This is a genomic window from Acinetobacter sp. A3, from assembly GCF_012371415.1.
Taxonomy (GTDB): Bacteria; Pseudomonadota; Gammaproteobacteria; order Pseudomonadales; family Moraxellaceae; genus Acinetobacter.
The window spans coordinates 228,161-254,244 of sequence record NZ_JAAZQW010000001.1 but is presented as its reverse complement, the minus strand read 5'-3'; the positions used below and the strand labels follow the sequence as shown (position 1 = coordinate 254,244).

At 41.5% G+C, this 26,084-nt stretch carries 22 protein-coding genes and 1 rRNA gene; 19 read left to right on the top strand and 4 right to left on the bottom strand.

All coding sequences use genetic code 11. The features are described 5' to 3' along the window. The first annotated feature begins 133 nt into the window (after positions 1-133). From rrf to hisC, 8 genes are all read left to right on the top strand, one after another. Positions 134-248: ribosomal RNA gene (rrf, locus tag HHA42_RS01195) — 5S ribosomal RNA — on the top strand. A 208-nt stretch (positions 249-456) separates the two neighbouring features. After that, complete coding sequence (locus HHA42_RS01190; RefSeq protein WP_168461255.1) at positions 457-1,911, top strand: RNA polymerase factor sigma-54; 1,455 nt, start codon at positions 457-459, stop codon at positions 1,909-1,911. A gap of 170 nt (positions 1,912-2,081) precedes the next feature. Next, positions 2,082-2,414: a ribosome-associated translation inhibitor RaiA gene (raiA, locus tag HHA42_RS01185; RefSeq protein ID WP_096902101.1), complete on the top strand. Its 333-nt coding sequence runs from the start codon at positions 2,082-2,084 to the stop codon at positions 2,412-2,414. Positions 2,415-2,552: 138 nt separating this feature from the next. Beyond that, positions 2,553-2,804 carry a BolA family iron metabolism protein IbaG gene (gene ibaG, locus HHA42_RS01180; protein WP_004975198.1) on the top strand — a complete coding sequence of 84 codons (252 nt, stop codon included), beginning with the start codon at positions 2,553-2,555 and terminating at the stop codon, positions 2,802-2,804. A gap of 7 nt (positions 2,805-2,811) precedes the next feature. After that, positions 2,812-4,068 carry a UDP-N-acetylglucosamine 1-carboxyvinyltransferase gene (gene murA / locus HHA42_RS01175; protein WP_168418791.1) on the top strand — a complete coding sequence of 419 codons (1,257 nt, stop codon included), beginning with the start codon at positions 2,812-2,814 and terminating at the stop codon, positions 4,066-4,068. Next, positions 4,068-4,775, top strand: a complete 708-nt coding sequence (gene hisG / locus HHA42_RS01170) for an ATP phosphoribosyltransferase (RefSeq protein WP_168418792.1) — start codon at positions 4,068-4,070, stop codon at positions 4,773-4,775. Before murA ends, hisG begins: the two co-directional genes overlap by 1 nt. 179 nt (positions 4,776-4,954) lie before the next feature. After that, the gene (hisD, locus tag HHA42_RS01165; RefSeq protein ID WP_168418793.1) at positions 4,955-6,259 is read left to right on the top strand and encodes a histidinol dehydrogenase; all 1,305 of its coding nucleotides are present in this window, start codon (positions 4,955-4,957) and stop codon (positions 6,257-6,259) included. A 180-nt stretch (positions 6,260-6,439) separates the two neighbouring features. Beyond that, positions 6,440-7,531 (top strand): histidinol-phosphate transaminase, encoded by a 1,092-nt coding sequence (gene hisC, locus HHA42_RS01160; protein WP_168525137.1) that lies wholly within the window; start codon positions 6,440-6,442, stop codon positions 7,529-7,531. Positions 7,532-7,609: 78 nt separating this feature from the next. Here hisC and HHA42_RS01155 read toward each other — a convergent pair whose 3' ends face one another. Further along, positions 7,610-8,947 carry an anthranilate synthase component I family protein gene (locus HHA42_RS01155; RefSeq protein ID WP_168525135.1) on the bottom strand — a complete coding sequence of 446 codons (1,338 nt, stop codon included), beginning with the start codon at positions 8,945-8,947 and terminating at the stop codon, positions 7,610-7,612. 253 nt (positions 8,948-9,200) lie between these two features. Between HHA42_RS01155 and HHA42_RS01150 the strand changes: the two genes are divergently transcribed. The 6 genes from HHA42_RS01150 (at position 9,201) to HHA42_RS01125 (ending at position 17,369) form a co-directional block, all read left to right on the top strand. After that, complete coding sequence (locus HHA42_RS01150) at positions 9,201-10,223, top strand: DUF6160 family protein (protein WP_168525133.1); 1,023 nt, start codon at positions 9,201-9,203, stop codon at positions 10,221-10,223. 193 nt (positions 10,224-10,416) lie between these two features. Then, on the top strand, positions 10,417-11,250 hold the full coding sequence (locus tag HHA42_RS01145; protein ID WP_168461250.1) for a C39 family peptidase: 834 nt from the start codon (positions 10,417-10,419) through the stop codon (positions 11,248-11,250). Positions 11,251-11,296: 46 nt separating this feature from the next. Continuing rightward, entirely contained in the window at positions 11,297-12,439 is a 1,143-nt protein-coding gene (locus tag HHA42_RS01140; RefSeq protein WP_168525131.1) for a hypothetical protein, read from the top strand. Between the two features lie 12 nt (positions 12,440-12,451). Continuing rightward, the gene (locus HHA42_RS01135; RefSeq protein WP_168461246.1) at positions 12,452-14,116 is read left to right on the top strand and encodes an outer membrane protein transport protein; all 1,665 of its coding nucleotides are present in this window, start codon (positions 12,452-12,454) and stop codon (positions 14,114-14,116) included. After that, positions 14,110-15,432: a putative pilus assembly protein FilE gene (gene filE, locus HHA42_RS01130; protein ID WP_168525129.1), complete on the top strand. Its 1,323-nt coding sequence runs from the start codon at positions 14,110-14,112 to the stop codon at positions 15,430-15,432. The genes HHA42_RS01135 and filE overlap by 7 nt, the downstream gene beginning before the upstream one ends. A 20-nt stretch (positions 15,433-15,452) precedes the next feature. Beyond that, the gene (locus HHA42_RS01125; RefSeq protein WP_168525127.1) at positions 15,453-17,369 is read left to right on the top strand and encodes a flagellar protein FilF; all 1,917 of its coding nucleotides are present in this window, start codon (positions 15,453-15,455) and stop codon (positions 17,367-17,369) included. A gap of 93 nt (positions 17,370-17,462) precedes the next feature. Here the strand turns inward: HHA42_RS01125 and HHA42_RS01120 are convergent, their stop codons facing one another. Continuing rightward, positions 17,463-18,011 carry an NUDIX hydrolase gene (locus HHA42_RS01120; protein ID WP_168461241.1) on the bottom strand — a complete coding sequence of 183 codons (549 nt, stop codon included), beginning with the start codon at positions 18,009-18,011 and terminating at the stop codon, positions 17,463-17,465. A gap of 124 nt (positions 18,012-18,135) precedes the next feature. Here HHA42_RS01120 and HHA42_RS01115 point away from each other — a divergent pair, with 124 nt between their 5' ends. Both HHA42_RS01115 and HHA42_RS01110 read left to right on the top strand, forming a co-directional pair. Further along, entirely contained in the window at positions 18,136-18,732 is a 597-nt protein-coding gene (locus HHA42_RS01115; protein ID WP_168418802.1) for a CoA pyrophosphatase, read from the top strand. A gap of 47 nt (positions 18,733-18,779) precedes the next feature. Further along, a complete protein-coding gene (locus HHA42_RS01110) occupies positions 18,780-19,310 on the top strand; it encodes a gamma carbonic anhydrase family protein (RefSeq protein WP_168525125.1) in 531 nt (176 codons plus the stop codon). A 6-nt stretch (positions 19,311-19,316) separates the two neighbouring features. Here HHA42_RS01110 and HHA42_RS01105 read toward each other — a convergent pair whose 3' ends face one another. Together HHA42_RS01105 and HHA42_RS01100 are read right to left on the bottom strand one after the other, a co-directional pair. Beyond that, on the bottom strand, positions 19,317-20,057 hold the full coding sequence (locus tag HHA42_RS01105) for a type III pantothenate kinase (RefSeq protein WP_168525123.1): 741 nt from the start codon (positions 20,055-20,057) through the stop codon (positions 19,317-19,319). Next, positions 20,054-20,824: a biotin--[acetyl-CoA-carboxylase] ligase gene (locus HHA42_RS01100; protein ID WP_168525121.1), complete on the bottom strand. Its 771-nt coding sequence runs from the start codon at positions 20,822-20,824 to the stop codon at positions 20,054-20,056. Before HHA42_RS01100 ends, HHA42_RS01105 begins: the two co-directional genes overlap by 4 nt. A 28-nt stretch (positions 20,825-20,852) precedes the next feature. Here HHA42_RS01100 and HHA42_RS01095 point away from each other — a divergent pair, with 28 nt between their 5' ends. The 3 genes from HHA42_RS01095 (at position 20,853) to smc (ending at position 26,083) form a co-directional block, all read left to right on the top strand. Continuing rightward, positions 20,853-21,662, top strand: a complete 810-nt coding sequence (locus HHA42_RS01095) for a sulfite exporter TauE/SafE family protein (protein WP_168461233.1) — start codon at positions 20,853-20,855, stop codon at positions 21,660-21,662. 250 nt (positions 21,663-21,912) lie between these two features. Continuing rightward, positions 21,913-22,608, top strand: a complete 696-nt coding sequence (locus tag HHA42_RS01090) for a GntR family transcriptional regulator (protein WP_168525119.1) — start codon at positions 21,913-21,915, stop codon at positions 22,606-22,608. Between the two features lie 10 nt (positions 22,609-22,618). Further along, positions 22,619-26,083 (top strand): chromosome segregation protein SMC, encoded by a 3,465-nt coding sequence (gene smc / locus HHA42_RS01085; RefSeq protein WP_168525117.1) that lies wholly within the window; start codon positions 22,619-22,621, stop codon positions 26,081-26,083. The last annotated feature ends 1 nt before the right edge of the window (position 26,084 follow it).

Below are 26,084 nucleotides of genomic sequence, written 5' to 3'. Positions count from 1 at the left end.
CTTGCTGAACATGAAATTTCAGATACAATAGCCAACCTGTTAATAACTCATTTGGAACCAAGTAAGGCATTACAAGCAAAAGCATCAAGCTTAAGCAATGTAACTAAGACCCGAACAAGTCCATAACAGTTGTGCTGGCGACAATAGCAAGAGTGAACCACCTGATCCCTTCCCGAACTCAGAAGTGAAACCTCTTCGCGCTGATGGTAGTGTGGGGTTACCCATGTGAGAGTAAGTCATCGCCAGCTCATTATTCGAAACACCTTCAACTAACGTTGAGGGTGTTTTTTTATGCTGAAAAAAAGAAAATAAAGAATACTAAAATATCTGTATTAAAAAATATTTATGATTTTAAATTAATCTATGTTATATCTTATAAAATGGCATAAAAATTGCTTATTAGAGCTTATTGGATTAAGTTGTTGAAAATCAATTATTTTAAAAGAGTAGTAAGATATGAAGTTATCGGTTGGACTTAAAGTTGCAAACTCCTTGTCACTGACACCGCAGTTACAACAAGCCATTCGTTTGCTTCAACTTTCAAGCTTGGAGTTAGAACAAGAAGTTCAAATTCAATTGGATAGTAATCCTTTATTAGAAAAAATCGAAGAACAAAGCAGTATTGAAAGCTTATCAACACTCGAAGACCAAGAGCGAGATCAGAAAGATTTAACAAAAGAACTAAATGCAGATCATTTGCCAAATGATTTGCCGGTAGATACGGATTGGGATGATGTGTATACCCACTTACCGACCAGTTTAGGGGCGGCAGAATATGAAGAGCGAGAGGATAATCGTCAAGGCCACTTAGGGCTAAAAGAACACATGCATACGCAAATTAATTTGTTGCATTTTTCGCAAGTTGAACAGTTAATTGCATATTGTATTGTCGATGCTTTGGATGACAATGGTTTTTTGGATTGTGAAGTATCGGAAATTACTACATCGGTGCAGCATCTATTGGCATCTATGGACTACGAAGATGAAGTGGAAGATGACGAAGTTCTAGTGGTGCTAAAACATATCCAGCGTTTAGATCCAATTGGGATTGGTTCACGGAATTTGGCTGAGTGTTTATCTATTCAACTTGAAAGTTTGGCTATAGATGTGCCATACCGTCAGGAAGCGCTACAGTTAATGCAGCATTATGAGCTCTTAATCTCGAATGATTTGCCGAAACTACTGAAGCAAACAGGTTTGAACACTACGCAGTTACAACATGCCGTGGCATTGTTGAAAACATTACAAGCACATCCTGGTACTGCATTTGAAGATCAGGATTCAGACTACCAAATTCCAGATGTGGTAGTTAGTAAAAAACAGGATCATTGGCATGTGCAACTCAATCCAGATGTTGTGCCTAAGCTTAGAATTAATTCCTTTTATGCCAATATGATTAAACGCGCAGATCAAAGTGAAGATAATCAATATTTGCGTAATCAAATGCTAGATGCGAAAAACTTTATAAAAAGTGTTGATGAACGTCATAAAACCTTATTAAAGGTAGCGACTTGTATTGTGCAACATCAACGTGAATTCTTTGAAATTGGCGCAGAAGGCATGAAGCCTTTAATTTTACGTGACGTAGCTGATGAAGTTGAATTACATGAATCGACCGTTTCACGGGTAACGACCAATAAATATATGCTCACTCCACGTGGATTGTTTGAATTGAAATATTTCTTTTCAAGTCATGTTGCGACCAGTTCTGGTGGAGAAGCATCTTCAACTGCGATTCGTGCAAAAATTAAAAAACTCGTCTCTGAGGAAAATCCGCGTAAGCCTTTGTCTGATAATACAATTGCAAATTTGCTGAAAGCCGAAGGTATTGATGTGGCGCGCAGAACGGTGGCGAAATATCGTGAGTCATTAAATATTGCATCATCTTCTGAACGAAAAGTCTTGATCTAATTTTTAAAATCGGTCTATTCTAAGGATTCATTATGACTAAATAATGAATCTTTTTTCTTTGAAGGAATAGTTAGACATGATTTAAAGTGACCTCTACAGTGATCTGTTATTTGGCAATCAATCATGTGAACTATGCCTTCCTAATCCTAATGAAGGTGAGGGATAGAATTATGCAAATAACAATTCGTGGACATCACTTAGCTATCACCCCTGCAATTGAAGAAAATATTCGACTTAAGTTTGCACAAATGACCAAACATCTGGATCAGGTCAATAGTATGCAGGTGAAATTAAGTAAAGATCATCAAATCGATAAACATTCTAAAAAAGGCAGTGCCAATCATATTGCTGAAGCGATTATTCGCTTGCCCGGCACCGAGCTGTTTGCGCAAGCTTGTGCGGATGATATGTATACTTCTATTAAGATGATGACTGAAAAATTAAAACGCCAATTAGAGAAGCATCGGAAGATGCAACTGGACTACCAGCCTTTAGCGATTTAGCCTTAAGGTGGTTTTAAAAGAGGTTTTTGATAAACCTCTTTTTTTATTGCGATAATGTATACGATTAATGAATAATTTTTTCTATTTATAGTAAAATGACAGGTTTTTACACCGTTGGTCCTATAAGAGGTCTTTGTGATGAATAGTGAACAGCTCACTGAAATTTTAAAAGCTGCTTTTCCAGAGGCTGAAGTTGCTGTAAGTGGGCAAGGCGGCAAGTTTGATCTTCGTATTGTAGATAATCAATTTGAAGGCAAACGTCCTGTTGCTCGTCAACAAGCAGTGTATGCACCATTGAATAGCTATATTGCCAGCGGTGAAGTTCATGCGGTAACAATTCGTGCAATGACACAAGAAGAATGGCGTAAAGCAAGCTTATTTGGAGCTTAATAATTTAATGGATAAATTTTTAATTCAGGGCGGTAAAAAGCTCGAAGGTGAAGTGCGTATTTCTGGTGCAAAAAATGCAGCGTTGCCACTTCTTGCTGCAATGATTCTTGCAGAAACGCCAATTACATTGAAAAACGTTCCAAATTTAAAAGATGTAAATACTTTGGTGAAGTTGATTGCGGGTCTAGGCATTACCATGTCCTATGAAGGCGACACGGTAATTGCGGATACTTCAACACTTGATAACCAGTTTGCACCGTATGAGTTGGTAAAAACCATGCGTGCCTCTATTTTGGTGCTTGGCCCATTGGTGGCGCGCTATGGTAGTGCAAAAGTGTCTTTACCTGGTGGATGTGCCATCGGCTCACGCCCTGTTGATCAACATCTTAAAGCTCTAGAGGCTTTGGGTGCTGAGATTGAAGTTGAAAGTGGCTATGTACATGCCAAAGTCAACGGGCGCTTAAAAGGCGCTGAAGTGGTTTTTGATATGGTGACTGTGGGGGGGACTGAAAACATCCTCATGGCTGCAGTGTTGGCAGAAGGTGTGACCACCATCCGTAATGCAGCACGTGAACCAGAAATTACCGATTTAGCGCAAATGCTGATTAAGATGGGCGCTAAAATTGAAGGCCTAGATACAGATACTTTAGTGGTCACTGGTGTTGAGCATTTGCATGGTTGTGAATATTCAGTAGTCGCTGACCGTATTGAAACAGGTTCATATTTAGCTGCTGCTGCAATTACGGGCGGTAAGGTAAAAACCACGCATACAGATCCTGCATTATTGGAATCTGTATTAGACAAGTTTGAAGAAATGGGTGCAGAAGTCACACGTGGAGATGACTGGATCGAGTTGGATATGACTGGTAAACGTCCTAAAGCAGTAAGTTTTAGAACGTTGCCACACCCTGAGTTCCCAACCGATATGCAGGCACAATTGATGGCTGTGAATGCGATTGGACGTGGTTTTGCTACAATTTCTGAAACAATTTTTGAAAACCGTTTTATGCATGTCCCAGAGTTGTCACGTATGGGTGCCAATATTCAGGTTGAAGGCAACGATGCTGTCGTGACAGGGGTGGAAAAATTATCTGCTGCACCTGTGATGGCAACGGATTTACGTGCATCGTTCTCTTTGGTATTGGCAGCATTGGCGGCAGAAGGGGAAACATTGATTGACCGTATTTATCACATTGATCGCGGTTATGAGAATGTAGAACAAAAGTTACAAGGTTTAGGCGCCCAAATTAAGCGAGTAAATTGATGAATGACATGAGAAACGATGATCCTAATTTTGACGTAATGGGCAATTTTGATCATGGTTTAACTTTGGCATTAAGTAAGGGGCGAATTCTAAAAGAAACTTTGCCTTTATTGGAAACTGCGGGAATTAATTTACTAGAAGACCCAGACAAGTCACGTAAATTAATTTTTCCGACTACACACAAGCAGGTACGTATTCTGATTTTACGTGCTTCAGATGTGCCAACTTATGTTGAAAATGGTGCGGCGGATATTGGTGTTGCAGGTAAAGATGTATTGATGGAACATGGCGCGCAAAATGTATATGAGCCGCTTGATCTAAAAATTGCCAATTGTAAATTGATGACTGCGGGAAAAGTTGGTATGCAGCGCCCGAAAGGTCGTTTAAAAATTGCCACTAAATATGTGAATTTAACCCGTCAATACTATGCGAGCTTAGGCGAGCAGGTTGATGTAATTAAACTTTACGGTTCAATGGAATTAGCACCATTGGTCGGTTTAGGTGATTACATTGTCGATGTGGTGGATACAGGCAATACTTTGCGTGCCAATGGTTTAGAGCCTTTGGAAGAAATTTGTAAAGTATCTTCACGTTTGATTGTGAATAAAGCCAGTTTTAAACGTAAGCAGCATTTGTTGAATCCAATTTTAGCACAGCTTGAAAAAGCAGTGGCAGAACGTGAGTTAGCCAAACAACAGTCGGCTTAATCACAAACAGTAAATCAATCTTAAAAACCGCCATTCAATGGCGGTTTTTTCATGTTTGCCATTATTCTATTCTTGAATGATTTTGAACGTGAATTTCCATAAAACATGCTTGCTTCGCAATGCATAGATTCCCACAAAGCCCTTGAAACAAGGTAAACTAAAGTTTTCTATCAAACCTTGTGGGTAAATTGATGCGACGTTTATCGACTCAAGATCAAAGCTTTAAACAAGCCTTTGCAGACTTGTTGGCTTTTGAAACTGTCAGTGATCCTGAACTTTTAAAAACTGTAGATCAAATTATTGCTGATGTGCGTCAGCATGGCGATGCTCAGGTTCTTAAACTCACTCAACAGTTCGATCGACATCCAGCGCATCAGTTTTCAGAACTTGAGTTAAGTCAGGAACAGCTCAAAGCTGCTTTTGATGGTCTGACTACAGAAGTCCGTGAAGCTTTGGAGTTGGCTGCGACACGTATTCGTGAATTTCACCAAGCGCAAAAACAAGACGGCTGGACTTATGTAGATGCCTTGGGCAATACGCTTGGACAAAAAGTGACTCCTTTGGATCGTGTAGGTATTTATGTCCCAGGTGGTTTAGCATCTTATCCATCTTCGGTGTTGATGAATGCAGTACCTGCACATGTGGCGGGTGTGCCTGAAATTATTATGGTTGTACCAGCACCGAATGGCGAACTGAATCCACTGGTTTTAGCTGCAGCTTATTTGGCAGGAGTTACCCGTGTCTTTACCATTGGTGGAGCACAAGCCGTTGCAGCTTTGGCCTATGGTACAGAAAGTATCCCATCTGTAGATAAAATTACAGGGCCAGGTAACCGTTTTGTGGCAGCTGCGAAACGTGCTGTTTTTGGTCAAGTCGGTATTGATATGATTGCAGGACCATCTGAAATTTTGGTTTATGCAGAAGGGGAAAATAACCCTGAATGGTTGGCGATGGATTTATTATCTCAAGCCGAGCACGATACCGTGGCGCAATCTATTTTTATTACGCCAGATGAAAAATTGCTGAATCAGGTCGAGCAAGCGATTGAACAGCACTTAGCGAACTTGCCTAAAGCAGAAATTGCCCGCACTTCTATTGCAAATCGTGGGGCATTGGTTTTAGTAAAAGATCGTCAGGAAGCGATTGAACTGATTAATCAAGTTGCGCCTGAACACTTGGAATTGTGTATGGATGAGCCACAAGTGATGGCTGAGGAAATCCGTCACGCAGGTGCAATCTTTATGGGGCGTTATACGCCTGAAGCGATTGGTGATTATTGTGCAGGGCCGAATCACGTTTTGCCAACCTCGGGTACTGCACGTTTTTCATCCCCACTTGGCGTGTATGATTTCCAAAAACGCTCAAGCCTGATTATGTGCTCAGCAGATGGTGTGAAATCTTTGGCACGTACTGCAGATATTCTGGCGCAACAGGAAAACTTGGATGCGCATGCGAGATCAGCACGTTATCGCTATCAACCATAAATAAAAAGCCAACCTCTCCCTAACCCTCACTTGCGCTTCATTTTAAAGCAGTGCTTTAAAATTGCTCAGGAGAGGGAACTTACATTGAAAGAATTAGTTGTCCGCTAAAACAATATGTAGGTTATAGGAGATTCCTCTCCCTCTGGGAGAGGTTAGGAGAGGGTAAATAAGAGAATAAACATGTCAAATATCACCACAGAACAAATGCGATTTTGGAGCCCTGAAGTACGTGAGCTTGAGCCGTATGTACCAGGTGAGCAACCTAAAATCCAAAATTTATTAAAATTGAATACCAATGAAAATCCGTATCCGCCTTCACCTAAAGTGGTGGAAGCGGTACAGCAGGTTTTAGAAAACTCGGCAGATGTGCTGCGTTTATATCCAGACCCAGATGCAAGCGAGCTAAAGCAAGCTATTGCCAAACAGCAACATGTGGCTGTTGAAAATGTCTTTGTGGGCAATGGTTCCGATGAGGTTCTTGCACATATTTTTAAAGCATTTTTTGTTCAAGAGTTGCCGCTACTTTACCCTGACATCACCTACAGTTTTTATCCTGTTTACAGTCAGTTCTTTGGGGTAAAAACCAAAGTACTACCGCTAAATGATGATTTTGAAATTGTAGTCGCCGATTATAAGCAAGCCAATGGCGGCATTATTATTACCAATCCGAATGCACCAACCAGTATTGCTTTAGGTTTATCTGCCATAGAAGAGGTGTTGCAGGCCAATCCAAATTCTGTAGTGGTTATTGATGAAGCCTATGTCGATTTTGGTGCAGAATCCGCAGTGAAATTAGTAGAAAAGTACGACAATTTAGTCGTCTGTCAAACGACTTCTAAATCGCGTTCTTTGGCGGGTTTACGTGTTGGATTTGCCATTGCACAGCCACATTTAATTGCCGCATTGGAAGCCGTAAAAAATAGTTTTAACTCTTATCCAATGGATCGTTTTGCGATAGCCGCTGCCGTAGCATCCTTTGAAGATCAGGCTTATTTTGAGGCACAATGCCAAAAAGTTATTGCTAGCCGTGAGACATTGGTTGCAGATTTAACAGTATTGGGTTTTAAGATATTGCCATCAAGTGCCAACTTTATTTTCGCATCACATCCTGAACATGATGCAGGTGAATTGGCTGCAGCATTACGTGAACGTGGCATTATTGTGCGTTATTTTAATAAGCCAAGAATCAACCAATATCTACGCATTACCATTGGTACAGACCAACAAAATCAGCGCTTGGTCGACACCTTAAAACAAGATATTTTGGCTTAATTGCTTACATTATAAAAAAGCGAGTGGATCAAATCATCCACTCGCTTTTTTGTGATTCAGCTTTTTAATTGAATCATATTATTCGGCAGGTGTGTACCATGTGTTGAGTAAGTCGAGCATTGCCGAAACTTTATCAAAACATTCCAGATATTCTGCCTCATAATCTGAAGCGATGGTAATTCCACCGCCCGCCCATAATGAAACATCCTGCTGATATTTTTGAATAGAACGAATGAGTATATTCCAAGAACCTGTGCCATCGGCATCAAAATAACCCATCGATCCACAATATGCGCCACGAGGCGCGCCTTCCAGTTCATCTATAATTTGCATGGCCCGAATTTTAGGGGCACCTGTAATTGAGCCACCGGGCAAGGCCGACATCAACACATTAAAAGGATTAATCTCAGCTTTTAAGGTTGCAGTAATCTCACTGACCATGTGGTGCACTTGATTAAAAGATTCAATATCAAATAATTTAGGTGTTTTTACGCTACCAGTTTCGGCATAAACACTTAAATCATTACGTAATAAATCCACAATCATGACATTTTCAGCTTGATCTTTTTGGGACGTTTGTAATTGAAGTTTAGATTGCTGATCTAAAAGCGGATCATCATAGCGTGGTGTGGTACCTTTAATGGGCTTGGTGGTAATTTTCCGATCTGCTTCAAATTCAATAAATAGCTCTGGTGAGCAGCTTAGAATTTCAAAATCATGGATGCGTAAATAACCTGCATAAGGCGCATTGGTCAGTTGCCAGAATTCTGCTGCAGTTGTTAAAAGTTGACCCTCAGCTTGGGCTGTAAACTCTTGTGTCAGATTGATTTGGTAGCAATCACCCGCCACGATATAGCCTTGTACACGCTTAAAAGCTTGTTGATAGTCGGTTAAATCCCAGCGTGCCTGACAAGGCGTCATGAGATGGAAAGGCTTGGCGGGTGCTGTTTGAAGTATATGGTGTGCGATAAAATCATAAATTTCTGCAGCAGATTCATCTGAGCTATAAAAATACCAACCAGTCGCTTCTTGTTGTAAATAACTTTTAAATTGACCTAAAAATAATGTGGGTTGCTGACGTGCCTGAAAATTAATATGTTGTTGGGCGGCCGCATCATAACCGACAAAGCCCATCACACTACATAAAGCCGATGTATCTGTTGCTGATGGAGAAAGATATGAAGTTAAATCTAGTGTATTGGCACTACGGGCATATTGGTCTAATGCTGTTTTTTCATAGAATTCAAGCCGCTGATTTTGTTGAATACAATAAGCATCTGCCAAAAAAGCAATTCGTGACTGTCCATTATTTTGCAAATAAATACTATGTGAAAGCCCAGCAAGTGCTTGCAAAATGCTTTCCGCTAAAAAACTGGCATCACATAATAATTTTTTAAAATGAAGAGGATAGGACATAAAGCAGAATGGTTGAGAGATTAAAACTGCTATTTTACATCATTGTTGAGAATAAAAACTGAATAACCGTTTATCGGTAAGCCGAGTATTGCGACAAACAGCAGTTGAACAAAAAACAACTCAGATATACCTTTGTATGTGCAAACCGACTACTCAAGGAATGTGTGTTAGTGTTGTCCTCATCAAATAAAAAAACAATTACTAGCACTGAGTGGTAAAACCAAAAAAATAATACTCTCGGGAGAGTAATAAGATGAAAAAATTTACTAAACTTGCTTTGGTATCATCAATTGCGTTAACGACAAATGCAATGGCAATGCAGGCAATGGATGACGCTGCATTAAGCGCAACTACTGGTCAAGATGGTTTAAGCATCGGGATTGGTATTTCTAAAGTAGAGATCGAAAAACTTTTTATTCACGATAACGATGGTTTGGCTGCTAAAGGTAAAGCTGGTGACCTAGGTTTTGGTGGCACAGGAACAGCTGGTGCAATTGTTATTAAGGGTAATGGCCTGTCAGTTTTAGATAAAGATGGTGTAGAAACAAATGTAGTAAAAGATCGAGGTGTAGTGATTGGCGCAAACTATGATAATGGTGGTGCTTATTTATTAGACTCTCGTAACTTAGCAGATTTGGTTATTGATACAGATGCGGGTACGGGCACAAATGGTGCATTTATCAACGTTGCAGCACAAGTATCTGGTTTGGATATTCAAATTGGTGAAATTGGTGTAACTGCTTCGGGCAAGCAAGGTGTTGATGATAATGCTGATTCAATTCGTCGTGGTGGTGTTGATACTAATTATAACGCAATCCTATCTGGCTTAACGTTAAAAACAGGTACAATGGATGCCAATATTCAATTGGGTGCAACGCCACAAGGTGCCATGATTAAACTTGATACCACAATGGTGGGCGGTTTAGAAATTAAAAACCTAGGTATTTTAGATAACTCAACGAAAACAGCTGACCGTGCTGCAGGTGAAATCTTTATTGAAAGCATTAAAGTTACTGATGCTAATTCTACGAACTTAACCTTAAAGCAAGATATTAGTATCTTTGGTAAAGACGATGCTAGCAATGGCTATATTCAAATCATTAGCCATGGCGGTGCTAAAGATAACTATGTAAAAGGTATCAAATTGGGTAGCCGTGATGCTGCTTCTATTGGTGACATGGAAATCCAAGGCTTGCAAACTTATTATGGCGCACCTACAGCGTTGGGTGGTGAAGGTTACCAGCAAGGTGCAAAAATCACCATTTCGGGTCACTAATTTAAACACTGAAAAAGCGCGTGAATTCACGCGCTTTTTTTTACAAATAAACTCATGAGTACGCAAAAAAATAAAGAAAGCACTGTTTTTTTTTCTATAAAACGAGTATCTTTCTAAATACAAGGAAGTAGAGTGAAAGCTCTAAAATAAAAATATCAGGCAGGTATTGCCGAGAACTAAAAAGTAAAAATATATGTTAGAGATCGCTTTGGGCTCGGCATTGATCTATTACGCTGCCACGCAAGCCTTTGATTTAAAAGAACAGCATCCAGAAGCTGTGCACTATACAGAAACTTTGGATTCTAGAAATAATTCATTTACCCGTATGCATAGAGAACCTGTGCAAATTAAACCTGCTTTAGAAGATCAATTCCGTGGCATTGTACGCCAAGCCTATGACTATAGCTGTGGTTCTGCAGCGTTAACGACGTTGCTCAATGGTTATGTTGGCACACAACTGAACGAACAACAGACCATGAGTGGTTTACTTCGTTATGGAGAGTATGAGCGAATTATCGAGCGTCGTAGTTTTTCATTGTTAGATATGAAGCGCTTTGTTGCTGCTTTGGGGTTAGAGAGTGGGGGGTATCGTGGTGAATTTGAAGATTTAGTTAAGCAAGGGCAGCCTGCAATTGTGCCAATTTCTTATGCAGGTTTTAAACATTTTGTGGTGTATAAAGCCTATAAAAATGGGCGAGTTTATGTGGCTGACCCAGCTTTGGGCAATATTAGTTTTGATGAAGAACGTTTTAAGGACGTTTGGGAAAACAACACCCTGTTCTTAATTAATGTAGCACCTCAGCATCGACAAAATATGTTGGCATTACATGAAAAAGATTTGCGTCATGTTGAAGATACTACCGTGAATCGCTATGCCTTTGTCGATATTCAATATCCACAATTTGCCATGGAAAAAATTGCCGATAAAGCATCGACTATACGTTTAGAGCGTAATTTAAATAAAGATTCTGAGAATTATGGACAGTATGAGCATCGCTATTTAAGACTCTACTATAAAAACAAATAATGCATTGTTCACAACATACAAAAATAAAAAATGGAAGGGGTAAATCATGGATCGTAAATGGATGAATAAAACCTTATTGGCGCTTAGTATCCAAATGATAATTGGGGTAGCGTATGCTGCAGAAGAGCCACAGCTAGGGGAATATGAAACAACAGCTGAACAACAGGCTGAAGTATCAGAAGCAACAGCTGAAGTTTCCGCCACAACAGCTGAAACAAACAGTACCGAGGCGGTAGAGACTCCAACAAATGGGCAGCAGGCCGTATCTTCAGCATTGCAGCAACAAGAGGGTGATGCAACCAAAGAGGCAAACTTAGAAGAAGTCTTTACCTCAAATGAACGTCAATATTCATTGATGAAACAGGGTGAAATCTCATCTTACTACGACATTGATTATACCTATTATCGTGATACTCAGCTTGATCTTGAAATGGCACAGGGTCAATTATATCAATTACGTGTTCAAGAGAATGCTACTCACGCTTTAACCAATACCTTTACTGCACAGTATGGCTTGCGTGACAACCTAACCTTGTCAGCATCTTTACCTTTAGTGGCAAAAACAGATTTATTAAAAGATACTACAGCTGCTGGTTTAGGGGATATTTCATTAGGTGCACGTTGGGAGCCGTTCCCACTTAAAGCAGGTCGTTTACCTTTAATTTTATTTGCTAACCTTTCGACCAAAACAGGTGATAGTCCGTACGAAATTAACCCTGTCAAAGATTTGGCCACAGGGAAAGGCTATTACTCGGTCGGTTTTGGGGCAAGTACCCGTAAATATATTGATCCTGTGGTCTTGTTTGCCTCAGCATCTGCCAACTATGGTTTAAAAGAAAGCGGCTTGAATCAAATTCGTGGTAGCCGAATTATTGAAGAGTTTGAACCGGGTGTTAGTGGTGGTTTTGCATTTGGTTTTGCCTACTCGTTTAACTACGATGTGTCAATGACCATGTCATATCAGCAAAGCTTTAATACTGGCTCTGAATTTACTTATCATACAGGTGAGAGCTATTCGCCAGCCGATCAAACTAGCTCAACTTTAGCAATTTCACTTGGGGTTCGTGTATCACCAGAGACCATCGTCAATGGTACAGTGGGTATTGGTTTGACTGAAGATGCACCAGACGTGTCACTAGGTTTGTCTTTCCCATTAGATATTCTCGGTTTTGGTAAAAAAATTCGCTAAGAGGCTAGTCGCATGAAAATGATACGACTTCGCCCGTTAGTGACTGCTATTTTACTATCGGGCTGTTCGGGCGCTGCATTTGCGCAGCTTGGGCAAAACTTATCTGTAGATATTCGCTCTTTAACCATGGGGAATGCAGTTACTGCCGATCCACCTGGTATTAGCGCGATTCACTTTAACCCTGCAGCACTGACTAAAATTGAAGGTCTACAAACTGATGTGCAAGGGGTATTGGCACATTTTGATGTGCAGCGTGAGCTTTCTGTACCTGCTGGTTATGATGTTTTTGGATACTCTGATGACCCTGTCGTGTGTAATGATGGGCCAGAGATCATGGCAGATTTCTGTACCGACTTTAAGGGGACAGTACAGGCAGATGTAGAGTATCCGACCCTTTATGTGCCTATTCTGAAAAAGTTTGTGGATTTGGGTAAGGGCATGCCGTTGGCAGCTCCAACCAATGGGATTGCCTATAATCCTCCAGGGTCAAAAGTGACTTTTGCCACGGCACTGTATGCGCCTTTAATTGCAGGCTTTGGCGCAGAAGATGGTAACCCAGGTAATTTTATGGGGCAGCAAGTAGCGCTAGAGCGTATTACTTATTTGTCACCATCCATCGCTTATCAAGTGAATGATGAGTTGTCGGTTGGGGCTTCCATTGGTATGTCTTATCAAGCCATTGCCATGAACACCGATTTACGTTTCCCGAATGAGTTGATCGGGATGTTGCGTATGGTGGATGAGGTCGTTTGTACCCCATTTAAAGAAAACTCAGACATTATTACTGATATTTTATTGCTCGGTATTTGTAATGCTGAAGAAGGGATGAACCCTTTTTCTCGCTTTGGACAAATGCAACTGGCAGTCGAACAGAGTCTGAGCCCAAGTTATAACTTGGGGATTCTATGGGAACCAACTGAAGATTTTAGCTTTGGTATGGTGTACCAAAGTGCCGCTAAAATGCGTTTAAAAGGCAAATATCATATTGATAACTCTAAAGCACCACGAGAGTTAATCAATGGTTTGATGTCATCTCCGACAGGGCAAATTCTAGCGGCGATTCTTGGCTTTCCAAGCTATATTCCAGCCAGTGAATCTGGTTTGGTATCTATGGATTTTGAATATCCTGCGCACTTTCAGGCGGGGATTAAATACAAAGTCATGCCTGATTTACAGGTGAATTTTGATGTCGGTTGGACAGATTATAAAGCTTGGGATAAATTTAAATTTGAGTTTGATCGTCAAATTTCTGCCCTTAAAATTGCAAAACTACTTTCAGAGCATGTTTCTGATAGCTCTTTGGCTTTGCCGCTTGAGTTTCAGTCGCCATGGAGTTGGGGAATTGGTGTTGAATATTCAGCAACCGATCGCTTAAAACTACGTGCGGGTTATGAACCACGTGGCAGTGCTATTCCTGATAATAAACGTAACACCATGGTACCTATCAACAATGCGCGTTTGTTTGGTTTGGGCGTAGGTTATCGTTTTGATGCAGATACAGATTTAGATTTATCGATTGGCTTTTTACAGAGTAAGGACAAAATACCTGCCAATACCAGTAGCTTAGCCAACAAAGAAGGTGTGAATAACTTGTTATTAAACCCTTATGCGGGGCTAAACGTAAAAACAGATACCAAAATTACAATTCTTGGATTGAGTTATAGAACACGATGGTAAGTTCAGTACAGAAAATAAAACGGACTTTATTTTCAAAGTCGATTGTGTTGCTGCTCGCCAGCACAGGATCGGTGTGTTACGCCAATCAGTTTTACACCCTTATTGGGCCAGATGGTCGTCCGATTGTGGTGCAGCGTAATGCCGCAGAAAAAAAGAAAACCATAGCCGCGCTGGAAACAGCACAAAAACAAAAGAAAGAGCAGCAAAAACCAGCTCCACCCGTTGTTCAAGCTGTTCCTGCACAACAAGTGATACCAGCCACCTCACCACAACTTAAAAGTACATCGGATAATGCTGCTCAAAAGACTCTCAAAGAGCAAATACAAGAAACTGCACCAAGCTCTAAAGTTGTTGTTCAGCAAGCAAGAACGATGCAACAGCAGCAAAAAGTACTCGTAACTCAAGATGTTGAACAATCCAAGCCATCTTTAATTGCAGAGAACACTGACATAGCCTCAAGCACACAGAAGCTTGTAAAAGCATCTAGCGTAGATGTTGCGAAAACCAAGCCAAAAATATCGAGTGTAATCGGCTTGGAAGAAAATTCTGCATCACCTCTTTCTCAGTCTGCAATTGTGGTTGAGGCGAAAGCTGAAACAGATGCGACATCATCAGGTTTTATGGAGATGGCGGGTGAGAAATATGTCAAGAGTGAATATTTAGAAGACCAAGAATTTAATTTAGAAGGGAAAAAGCGTTTTTACAGCATGCCTGAAGGGGTAATTGATACGAAGCATGGTGGTGGTGCACGTATGCAGGTGGTTGAGCGTGAACGAGGTGTGAATCGTTCTGTTCTACAAAAAATTTTCCAAAAGAAACCAGTAATTGAGCCACAAGCAATTGTTTTAGCAGCAGACTATTATCGTGTGTCCCATGCAGAAGCAGTAGCTAGTTTGGGGCAAAGTTGTTTTACTGAAACTAAAAAAAACAAAGCCAAAGTTTTAAAAGCACAACAGGATTTAAACTTATGGCCGCGCGCGCCACTTACTGAAAAGTTTGATTATGAGTTGGTCAAAGTATCCGATTCAATTCAGAATATACAAATCAACTCTTATGCGACTAAACAAAATAATCCGACTTTTTATTGGCCATTTGTGGTATTTCTAGATCAGAAAGGTTGTGTGATTGAAGGTGCTGGCGGCTTTAGAAATCAGGATACTGCCAGCAATGGATTACGCCATGAGGTTATTGAAGGTATTATTCAGCTGCCTGCAAACAGTCATTATTTACTCTTAACCCCATTGGCTTCTGCGGTAGATATGGAACATCGAGCGCTCAGTAACCAAGGACAATTAAAACTCATTGCGATACGCTAACAAAAATAAGAGAATTCAGGATGAAAATTAGACAGATTTTACCTTTTGCGAGTACGGCATTGCTGGCAGCTTTAAGTGGTTGCGGTGGAGAAAGTGCCAACATTAATCCAGAACCAAACCCTGTACTCTACGTGAATGGAAGTTGCGCCTCGAATACTACCGACTGTGTCGAGTTTGCGTTGGATTACCCAGTTGATGGTTTGAACTTTACCTGTAGTAGTGATGCCAGTAAAACTTATATGACCTTCATTGAGCCAACGAGTAATGCTGCTACTGGAAAATGTAAGGCAGGCGATAAAGTACACTTCTTTATTCAGGAAAAGACCAATCAGCAAATTGATTTGGGCACAGTATCACTAGCAGATATTGGGGTAGTGAGTGCGGCAGGTGCAGGGTTCCCACGTTTAAGCGTGTTGGATATGGCAAGAGGCTTAACTGGTCGAGCAGCCACAAGTTTAAATAATCCTAGAGATGATACTGTTCAAGTGGCGACTGCCATTGTGAGAATTTTACAGGCTTTGTCTGTTGAAACAGGAAAATCTGTCCCGGGTGATATTCAACCTTTATATATTTCAACCCTGAAAAAAGAACAATTGGCTGATATAGGCACTTCTGTTAAGGCTGCTGATTTTAGTTCAGGTGCCTACGCTTTAATTTTACGTCCTTGGGTAGATGTGTCCCCAATTTCTCAGGAAACAGCATCTCAGGCCCTGAATACTTTGGTATATATGAATAATTCGGCATTGTATCAAGCCAATTATCCAATTTTGGCTAAAGAAGATTCTCAATTACCCCAAGGTTTATATGGTTGTAACTTAACAGATTGTAAGACAGCAACCCCTGCATTAAAGCACTTAATTGGACAATATCAGCTGATTACGGACCGTGCAGGTTATACTTTCGGTTACGGCGTGCAGTGGAAAGGGGCTGTAACAGCAAGTAGTGCTAATCCAATCTTATCTGTGAGTGGTGACCTGATTCGTAACGCACGTCCTGACCGTATGACAGCAGCTCCACAAACGACTTGGGTTGATCCGCTTACCAAGCGTATAACAGAACCATTCCGTTTTAGTGTAAGCACCAATACTGCCGATGATTTTCAAATTACTCAAGGTAAAGTCTATAACGACTATTTGATTGCGGGCACAGAGGGCTTTTATAAACTTCTGACTAAATTAAGTACAGCAAATCCTGCCGATTACGGTTTGTGGCAGCAAACTATTGGGACGGATCAGTTTAAAGGTTCATTTGATGCCTATAAATTTTTTCCAGTGAACTTTTTAGATAATCGTGTTTTTAAAACCGTGAAAAATGTGAATGTTGATGAGTCTTATATTTTCCCTTTATATGCGACCTTAACTTTCAATTTTGCGAATAGCACGGCTACGCCAGTCAAACTGGGAATTGTGCTGGATGAACATGGCAATATTCGGACAGATATTGGAGCAAATGCAACGGAAACAGACATGTCGGGTCAGTGTGCAACTCTGAGTCAATCTGAAGCAAATTTGGTAGATACAAATGGTATCACTCAACATCGTATTGGAGTTTTAGGTACAGCTGATGTAGATAATAAGGCCGTAACGTTGCGTATGATATTGGCCAATTCACGTTTTCAGCAATTGGATGGAGCTGTGATTGGTTTAAATACCAAAATTGAACAGGTGGAAGGGACTAGCAATCAAAGTATCGTAGTGGGTGGGGCTCGTGCCAATATTGGCAATTTGGTGGCTGGAAATTCGACTCATATCACCTTGTCAGACTTTAGTGGTTCTACGGTGCATTGGAGTAATATTTATAATGCACAGTTAGCGACTTACGTGAATCAGAGCACAAATCAAGCTTCTGAAGCTGATCAGGCCTTAAGTAAAATTCAAGGTGGTACCGTAAGTATGGCGGTGGCAAGTTGCGATCAGGAAAATAAAGTCCGTACCTAATCGCTTCATCATGTTGAAAACAATAAGCCCATCTTGACGATGGGCTTATTTTTTAACTGTTTGTTACTCGCTGTGGAATTAAAGCTTTCATACTTAACCCGTATGATCGGTACGAGAACCTAATGTTTCTAAATGTGTGGTGAAATGATTGTTCTTTCGATCTGCAAAGTAGTGTTGCAAAGTTCTTTCTACACTCGGGAAAGCCAGTTCTGACCACGGAATTTCATCTTCGCTAAATAGGCGTGATTCAATGGTTTCCTCACCTGCACCAAATTGACCATTCAACAATTGCGCCTTGAACAGCACATAAATTTGTCCAATACGCGGAATGTTGTACATACAATACAGTTGTTCAATCTCAATTTCTGCTTCGGCTTCTTCACGGGTTTCACGTGCTGAACCTTGTTCCATGGTTTCAAACATTTCCATGTAGCCCGCAGGTAAAGTCCATAGACCATAACGTGGCTCAATGGCACGGCGGCACAACAAAACTTTATTTTCCCAAGTGACCAAGGCACCGCAAATGACTTTAGGATTGACGTAATGAATCGTGCCACAGGTACGACATACCTGACGTAGTTGTTGATCGCCAAGCGGTATTTTAGTTATTGTTTTTTGCCCACAATTGCCACAAAAGTTCATATTGATCGTCATTGCCGAAGGGAGTTCTCAGAATAACTGAAAATTTCGACTTTGGCATCCTCTCTATCTATTGCTCGTGCATTTCAGCTATGATGAAATAATAAAACAAGGAGAACAATAAAGTATGTTTGATCATTCGCTCACGCATCTATTACAGCAACGTTTGCGCTTTTCCAAAACACTAAGAGAAGCGCATGCTGCGGTATTGATTGCAATTACAGATGAGCATGATCCTAAAGTACTGTTAACACGCCGTTCTACTTTATTAAATAACCATGCAGGTGAAGTGTCTTTTCCTGGGGGGAAACGCGACCCGCAAGATACCAGTAATATTGTGGTGGCATTGCGCGAGGCACAGGAAGAAACTGCGTTAAATCCCTTTGATGTGCAATTGATCGGCGACTTGCCTATGCAAAAAGCCCGTAATGGGATGTTGGTTAAACCTGTGGTGGGGCTCATCTCTCCAGAAGTTGAATTAATTCCACAACCTTCAGAAATTGATCGAATCTTTTTTGCATCGTTGCAGCATTTGATGGAAGCACCACCCATGCCTTATGAGGTGAATTTTGCCCAACAAAAATTATATTTTCCGAGTATGCAAGTTGAAGATGAAGTGGTTTGGGGCTTAACCGCGCGCATGTTGGTGTCCTTGTTTGAATACGGTCTGGATTATCGTAAAGAATGGCCGTTCTTACTGAACTCACCCAAATTTAAAAAATAAGCTGACTTTATAACAAATACCGACATTTACACTCAAAGGAAGGAATCATGCTGTATAAATTTCAAGGTCATGCACCTAAAGCTTTACAACAACCGTGGGATGGCTGGGTGGCTGATAATGCCACAGTGATTGGTCAGGTAGAGCTTGGACAAAAAGTCAGTGTTTGGTTTGGCGCGGTGATTCGAGCCGACAACAGCAAAATCAAAATCGGGCATTTTAGTAATGTGCAGGAAAATGCGGTTTTGCATACCGATGCAGGCATTGAAATGAATATTGGTGATTATGTCACCATTGGGCATCAGGCCATGCTACATGGTTGTACCGTGGGCGATAATAGCCTGATAGGCATTAATGCTGTGGTGTTGAATCATGCTGTGATTGGGAAAAATTGTATTATTGGTGCCAATGCTTTAATTCCTGAAGGCAAAGTCATTCCAGATAATTCTGTGGTGATGGGCTCACCAGGCAAAGTCGTGAAAACTTTAGATGAGTCGGCTGCAGCGCGTTTAAAAATGAGTGCTTTGCATTATGCAGAGCACTTTCCGCATTTTGTGAACTTGGAGCCTGCTACGCTTTAGGTGCATCTATTCTGTTGCTATTGGTGCGTATTCAATATAACGCTGCAAACCTTTCAGCAATAAATCTTGCTCGACTTGTGGTTGATATTGCTGCAAAAACTTGGCAAAGAGCGGGGCATCGCCACCTGTTAAAATCAGTTTACGTGGCGATTGCCGAATTACATGTTCAATGGTGCTGAGTAAACCCAATAGAATACCATGATGAACCGCGTCGATGGTGCTGCGTCCTGGGGAGAGTTCATCAAAGGCCGCATCTGGAATTTTAATGCCTTTGGTATTTTGAATGAGCGCATCACGTTGTAAATACAGATTCGGTAAAATGTAGCCGCCTATATGAGTTAATCCATCAGCTAAATCAATAGTCAAAGCTGTACCACAACTGATGACACAGTAGTTTTCTTGTGGATCACTGGCAACGGCAAGCACTTGTAGCCAGCGGTCAATCCCAAGTTGCTTAATGTCATATTCACAGTGCAAGCCTGCATAATCTGCATGTACTTTGGCATAAATCACAGGCACATTCAGAGTCTTTAAAATCAAATGAATGCGTTGGTTGTTCTTCTGATCTTGTACTGAAGACACACCGACTTTATGCACATTCAGGCTTTTAAAATGTTGAATTAAGCCAAGTAATAAATCGGCAGGAGATTGCAAATGTAATTCTGCCTCATGCTCGATCACACGTTCATTCTCAGTTACCCAGTACTTCAGGCGGGTATTACCAATATCTAGCCATAAATTTTTCATGATGTTGACTCGGTGGCTAAATCAAGCGGGCGTAATCGACCTTGATAAAAAACTTCGATACCCTGTGCCGTTTCAATTTGCACTGCGCCATCATCCTGAATACCTAAAAACACACCCTCGCACGTGCCTTTAAAGTGTTCAAATTCCACTCGTTGTTGTTTGAATGCTGCATAGTGATTAAAGCGGGATGCTAAATTGTAGCAATCATGATTAAACCAGTCGCAGGCTTGCTGGATAGCAAGATAAAGTTCTGCAACTAAACTGACACGGTTTATTGAGGTTAAACCAAGCTCGGTCAGAGATGTGGTTTTTTGATCAATGACGGGTGAGCTGACAGGTGAAAGATTGAGTCCGACACCGACGATTACTTGCTGAGCCGAAATTGGCTCAATTAAGATGCCGCCCCATTTGCCTTGTGGGCTGTATAAGTCATTCGGCCATTTTACTTGTAGATCAAGCGCCTCTAGACTCGGCATTTGCAAGATATTTAACGCAACTTCTAAAGCTAAACACCCATTTACAGGTGTTCGTAAATTTAGCAATGTGCTTAAATAGATGTTCCCTTCGGGTGATACCCATTGCCGTTGACGTTGTCCTCGACCATGCGTTTGTCTGGTACTACAGACCAAGACACTCTGCACACCTTTTTGTGCAATTTCCCGTACATCATCATTGGTAGACGTGGTAATCGGCTTCAGGATGAGTACTTCTGGAAGCTGACCTGCTTCTGTGAGTTGTTGTTGCAGTTGTCGGGTTTCTACATCCATACGAATTTACAAATAGTGGAATATATTTATGGAGTTAATCATATATTTATTGATTGGTGCAATTGCCGGATTTACAGCAGGGCTGTTTGGTGTCGGTGGTGGCTTAATTATTGTGCCAATTTTATATATTGTGTTCACTCAGCTCAATTATGATCCTTCGGTGTTAATGCACATGGCCGTGGGAACGTCATTGGCGACCATTATTGTGACTTCAATCAGTTCAGTCAGTGCGCATCATAAAAAAGGTGCGGTGATGTGGTCTGTGTTCCGTAATCTTGCACCAGGTTTGGTGGTGGGTGCATTTGTGGGAGCAGGCATTGCCGATTTTCTTTCTGGTCAAGGCTTACAGTTACTCATTGGTGCTTTTGCGTTGTGGGTCGCTTTTAAAATGTTTAGAGGGGCAAATGTTGCAGTAGCTCCATCTCATCATTTGCCATCTACACCAATGCAAGTCATGGCAGGCGGTGGAATTGGCATCGCCTCTGCGATTTTTGGTATTGGCGGCGGCAGTTTAACTGTGCCGTATTTAAGCCGTTATGGTGTCGTGATGCAAAAAGCTGTAGCAACTTCAGCAGCTTGTGGTTTGCCAATTGCAATTGCAGGCGCATTGGGTTTTATCTGGTTTGGTAAGCAAGCAGAAGTCGCTGTACCGAATACCATTGGTTATATTCATATTTATGCCTTTATTGGTATTAGTGTGATGAGCTTTATTACGGCAAAAGTAGGCGCTAAAGTCGCACATCGCTTATCGCCAGCAATGCTAAAAAAATGTTTCGCCTGTTTGTTGACCACAGTCGGATGTTACTTTGTCTATCAGGGGCTGCGTGCATTTTTCTAATTTCTGCGGGCAGTATTCTTTATTTTTTATCTATTTTCTTTATTTTAAGCCGTGTAAAATTGGCTATAGCGCCATGAAATTGTCAGACAATGTCATGGTTATGTGATCTGTTTCGCAGTAAAAAAGTCAGATGCTTCGTTTGGGACTGTGGTGTTGCAGTAAGTTTGCTGCTCAATACTTATGCAGTAGCTGTACATCACACAGTCCTGAACTTCATCGCTGCATCTTATAAAAACAAGATAGGAACAGTATGCAACAACAAGAATCAGAGAGTTTGTCGGAACAAATAGCCCAACATATTGCCGAGCAAATTATTAGTGGCGATTTGGTTGAGGGTGAGCGTATTCAGGAACTGCGCATTGCCAAAGAGCTAGATGTCAGCCGTGGATCGGTGCGTGAAGCGTTGTTGTTATTGGAACGTACCCATCTCATTGAAATTTTTCCGCGCCGTGGGGCAATGGTGACAGAAATGTCGGCACAGCAAGTGCGGGCGTTATTTGATAGCAGCAGGTTGCTGTTGGGCTATATTGTGCAACGCATTGCCGATACGTGGCGCATAGATGAAGCTGAAATCTTACAGCAGCTTTTGCTGCAGTTGGCAGAGCAATGTCGTTTGGGCAATACCGAAAAATTTTATGATTTAATATTTCAATATTTGGCACAGCAGCCCGACATGGTTGGCAATATCTATTTGATGAAGTTTTATCAGGAATTGTTGCCTTCACTAAGACGTAGCTATTTTTTAACCTTAAATACCTCGCGTCGGGAGTTACAAGAATCTTTGGAATTATTTAAACTGGTGAGTGATGCAATTTTAAGCAGAAAATCACAACAAGCCACTTTATTTATGGAAGATTTTTGCCGACACTTGCGCAACTTGGTGTTGGAATCTCTGACCCGTATGAAACAGATCGAGCTTGCCTGGGCAAGACGTTCACGCCGTTAATTGGGACATTATGCGTTTAAGCAGCTTAAAACTTTCTGGCTTTAAATCTTTTGCCGACAATACGACCTTACATTTTAAAGCCAACCGTACCGCTGTGGTGGGGCCAAATGGCTGTGGTAAATCCAATGTGATTGATGCCATTCGTTGGGTGATGGGTGAGTCCAGCGCACGTCAGTTGCGTGGTGGCAGTATGCAGGATGTCATTTTTACGGGAACCGCCAAGCGTAAACCGGTAGGCGTGGCCAGTGTAGAACTGCGTTTTGACAATACCTACGGCAAATTAGGCGGTGCCTATAATGCCTATAATGAACTGTCGGTACGTCGACAGGTCAACCGTGATGGCAAGTCAGAATATTTTTTAAATGGTACCAAATGCCGCCGTCGCGACATTACCGATATTTTCTTGGGCACAGGCCTAGGCCCACGCTCTTATGCAATTATTGAACAGGGTATGATCAACCGTTTGGTTGATGCCAAACCTGAAGAAATGCGGGTGTTTATTGAAGAAGCAGCTGGCGTGTCACGTTATCAGGCGCGTCGTCGTGAAACCATGCTGCATTTGGATCACACCACACAAAACCTTGCGCGTTTGGAAGATATTGCTGCCGAACTCAAATCACAGCTGAAAACTTTAAAGCGTCAGTCCGAAACAGCCATTCAGTACAAAGCACTTGAGAGTGAAATTCGTACCATTAAAGTAGAAGTGCTGTCTTTTCAATGCGAACACAGTGCACGTTTACAGCAAGAATATACCTTGAGTATGAATGAACTTGGGGAAAGCTTTAAACTGGTACGCTCGGAGCTGACCACATTGGAACATGATTTAACTGCAACCAGTGAATTGTTTCAGCGTTTGATTCAGCAATCGACGCCGTTGCAGCAAGAATGGCAGCAGGCAGAAAAAAAACTGGCTGAACTCAAAATGACACTGGAACAAAAACAAAGTTTGTTTCAGCAAAATACTGCAACCTTATCGCAATTGGAACAACAAAAAGCACAAACCAAAGAGCGTTTGCAGTTAATTGAATTGCAGCTAGAGACTTTGTCCGATCAACAAGATGAACAGCAGCGTAATGTGCAGCAGCAAGACCAGTTAGCGCAGCAACATCAACAGCAGTTGCAGGATTTAAAAGCCCAGCAAAGTGGTCAAACCGAGCAGTATGCACAAATCAAGACACAAGTAGAGCAACAACAGCAAAAACATGTGCAAATGCAGGCACAAAGTGAGCAGCTTGCCAAAAACATCAGCCGAATTGAACAGCAAAAACAAACCCTGACTCAGCAATTTGCACAGATTCAGCAGCAGGATGGGCAAGACAACCTACAGCAATTACACGATGACAAGCAGCGTTTGCAGATGGAATTAGGCGTTTCAGAACAGCTTATTCAGGAAACTACGCTGCAACTGAGTACATTGCAGGCACAGTATCAAGCGCATCAAACACAGTGTGCAGCGCTGAAATCCGAAATTCAGATTTTGCAGTCTGAGCAGAAAAATCTAAATCAATTGCTTATTAAGCAAAGCCCCAAAGTGGCAAACGATGTAGTGCAGTTGATGCAAGTATTACAACTTGCAGATACAGCCAAAGCACATGCCAGTTTGATTGAAAAGTTTTTATCTAAATGGCTGTCTGCACAGCTGGTCGATTTAAATAGTACCTTTCAGGACAGCTGCGCACGTCAGTTAAAAGTTAATGCTGTTATAGATCACCAAATATCGGCCATGCAATTGTCTGGCTGTGAATGTTTAAGTGACTGGATTACTGCACCACAAAGTTCTTTATGGCAACAGGTTGCGATTGCAGAAAATTTATCACAGGCTTTTGCTTTGCAAACGCAATTGCAAGCAGGGCAATCTATTTTAAGTTTAGATGGTTATCATGTTGGCCCTGATTGGGTGATTGGGCTGTTTTATGATGAAGCCGCGCAGGCGGGGCAAGGGGCGCTCAGCCATCGGATTCGTTTGGATGAAATTGAGCAGGCTTTGGTGCTGCAATTGCCGCAATGGCAACAGGCAGAACAGCATTTGCCTGAATTGCAGCAACAACTACAACACATCCAACAGCAATTACAGCAGCAACAGCAGGTGCTGAAACAGCAGCAACAGGCTGTACAGGCCGTGGATGTACAAATTGCGAAAGCCGAAAGTGCAGCGCAGGCCTTTGCTGTACAGCAACAGCAGTTGCAAAATCAATTGGCACAGTTAGATGAGCAGCTTGAAGAAGATGCCATGCAAAAAGATGATCTGGAAATTGATTTGCATGCTTTGGCATTTAAACTTGAGCAGGCCTTGCCGCAATATAAAACCTTGCAATTTCAGGTCGAGCAGCTGAACGAGCAATTTGATACAGCACAACAATCATTTCAGCAGCAGCAACAAGAGCTAGAGTTACTGCGTCGTCAAGCAGTGCAAACCCAGCAGCAGACTGAATTATTGGAAAAAGATGCCACCTTTTTAAAAGCACAGTATCAACAAATTGTGGCGCAAATGGAACAAGCCAAAAAGTTTGTTGATCCAGTCCAACTAGAATTACCTGCGCTGGAAACGCAGTTTAGCGAGCAGCAGCAACAGACTGAAAAACTGCAAAAAACTTGGCAGGAATGGCAAGTAGAATTGAACAGTGTGCAGTCTAAACAGCAGCAATTGACCGAACAGCGCCAGCAACAGCAGCAGCAAGATGAGCAGCTACGTGCACAGCTTGAAGAAAAGCGTTTGGCGTGGCAGTCGGCCAAGTCGGACTATCAGCATTATTCTGAACAGTTAAAAGATTTAAACAGTGAAATCATTACTGGTTTACAAATTGATGTGACTGCACATCAGCAGAAGCTGGTCAAAGCGCAGCAGCAGTTTGATAAATTGGGTGCAGTCAATTTGGCGGCATCGGAAGAATATGAAGAAGTTTCCACACGTTTTGCGGAACTGAGCCATCAAATTGAAGATTTGGAAAATACTGTGTCGCAGTTGCAGGCGGCCATGAAAAGTATTGATCAGGAAACCCGTAAATTGTTTATGAGTACTTTTGATCAGATCAATGCCGAATTGCAGGAGCTGTTTCCAAAAGTCTTTAATGGCGGTGAAGCGAGTCTGAGTTTGGAAGATGATTGGCAGTCTGGGGTAAAATTAATGGCACGTCCACCAGGCAAGCGCAACAGTTCCTTAGCTTTACTTTCTGGTGGTGAAAAAGCACTGACTGCGTTGGCATTGGTTTTTGCAATTTTCCGTTTAAATCCAGCGCCATTTTGTGTGCTCGATGAAGTTGATGCACCGCTAGATGATGCCAACGTGGGACGTTTTTGTAATTTAGTAAAAGAACTTTCTGAACAAGTCCAATTCATTTACATTACACATAATAAACTTGCTATGACGATGGCAACCGACCTCTTAGGTGTTACCATGCCTGAACCGGGAACCTCAAAATTAGTAACCGTAAATTTAGAAGAAGCCGCAGAATACGGCCTAGTCGCGGAGGCATAAT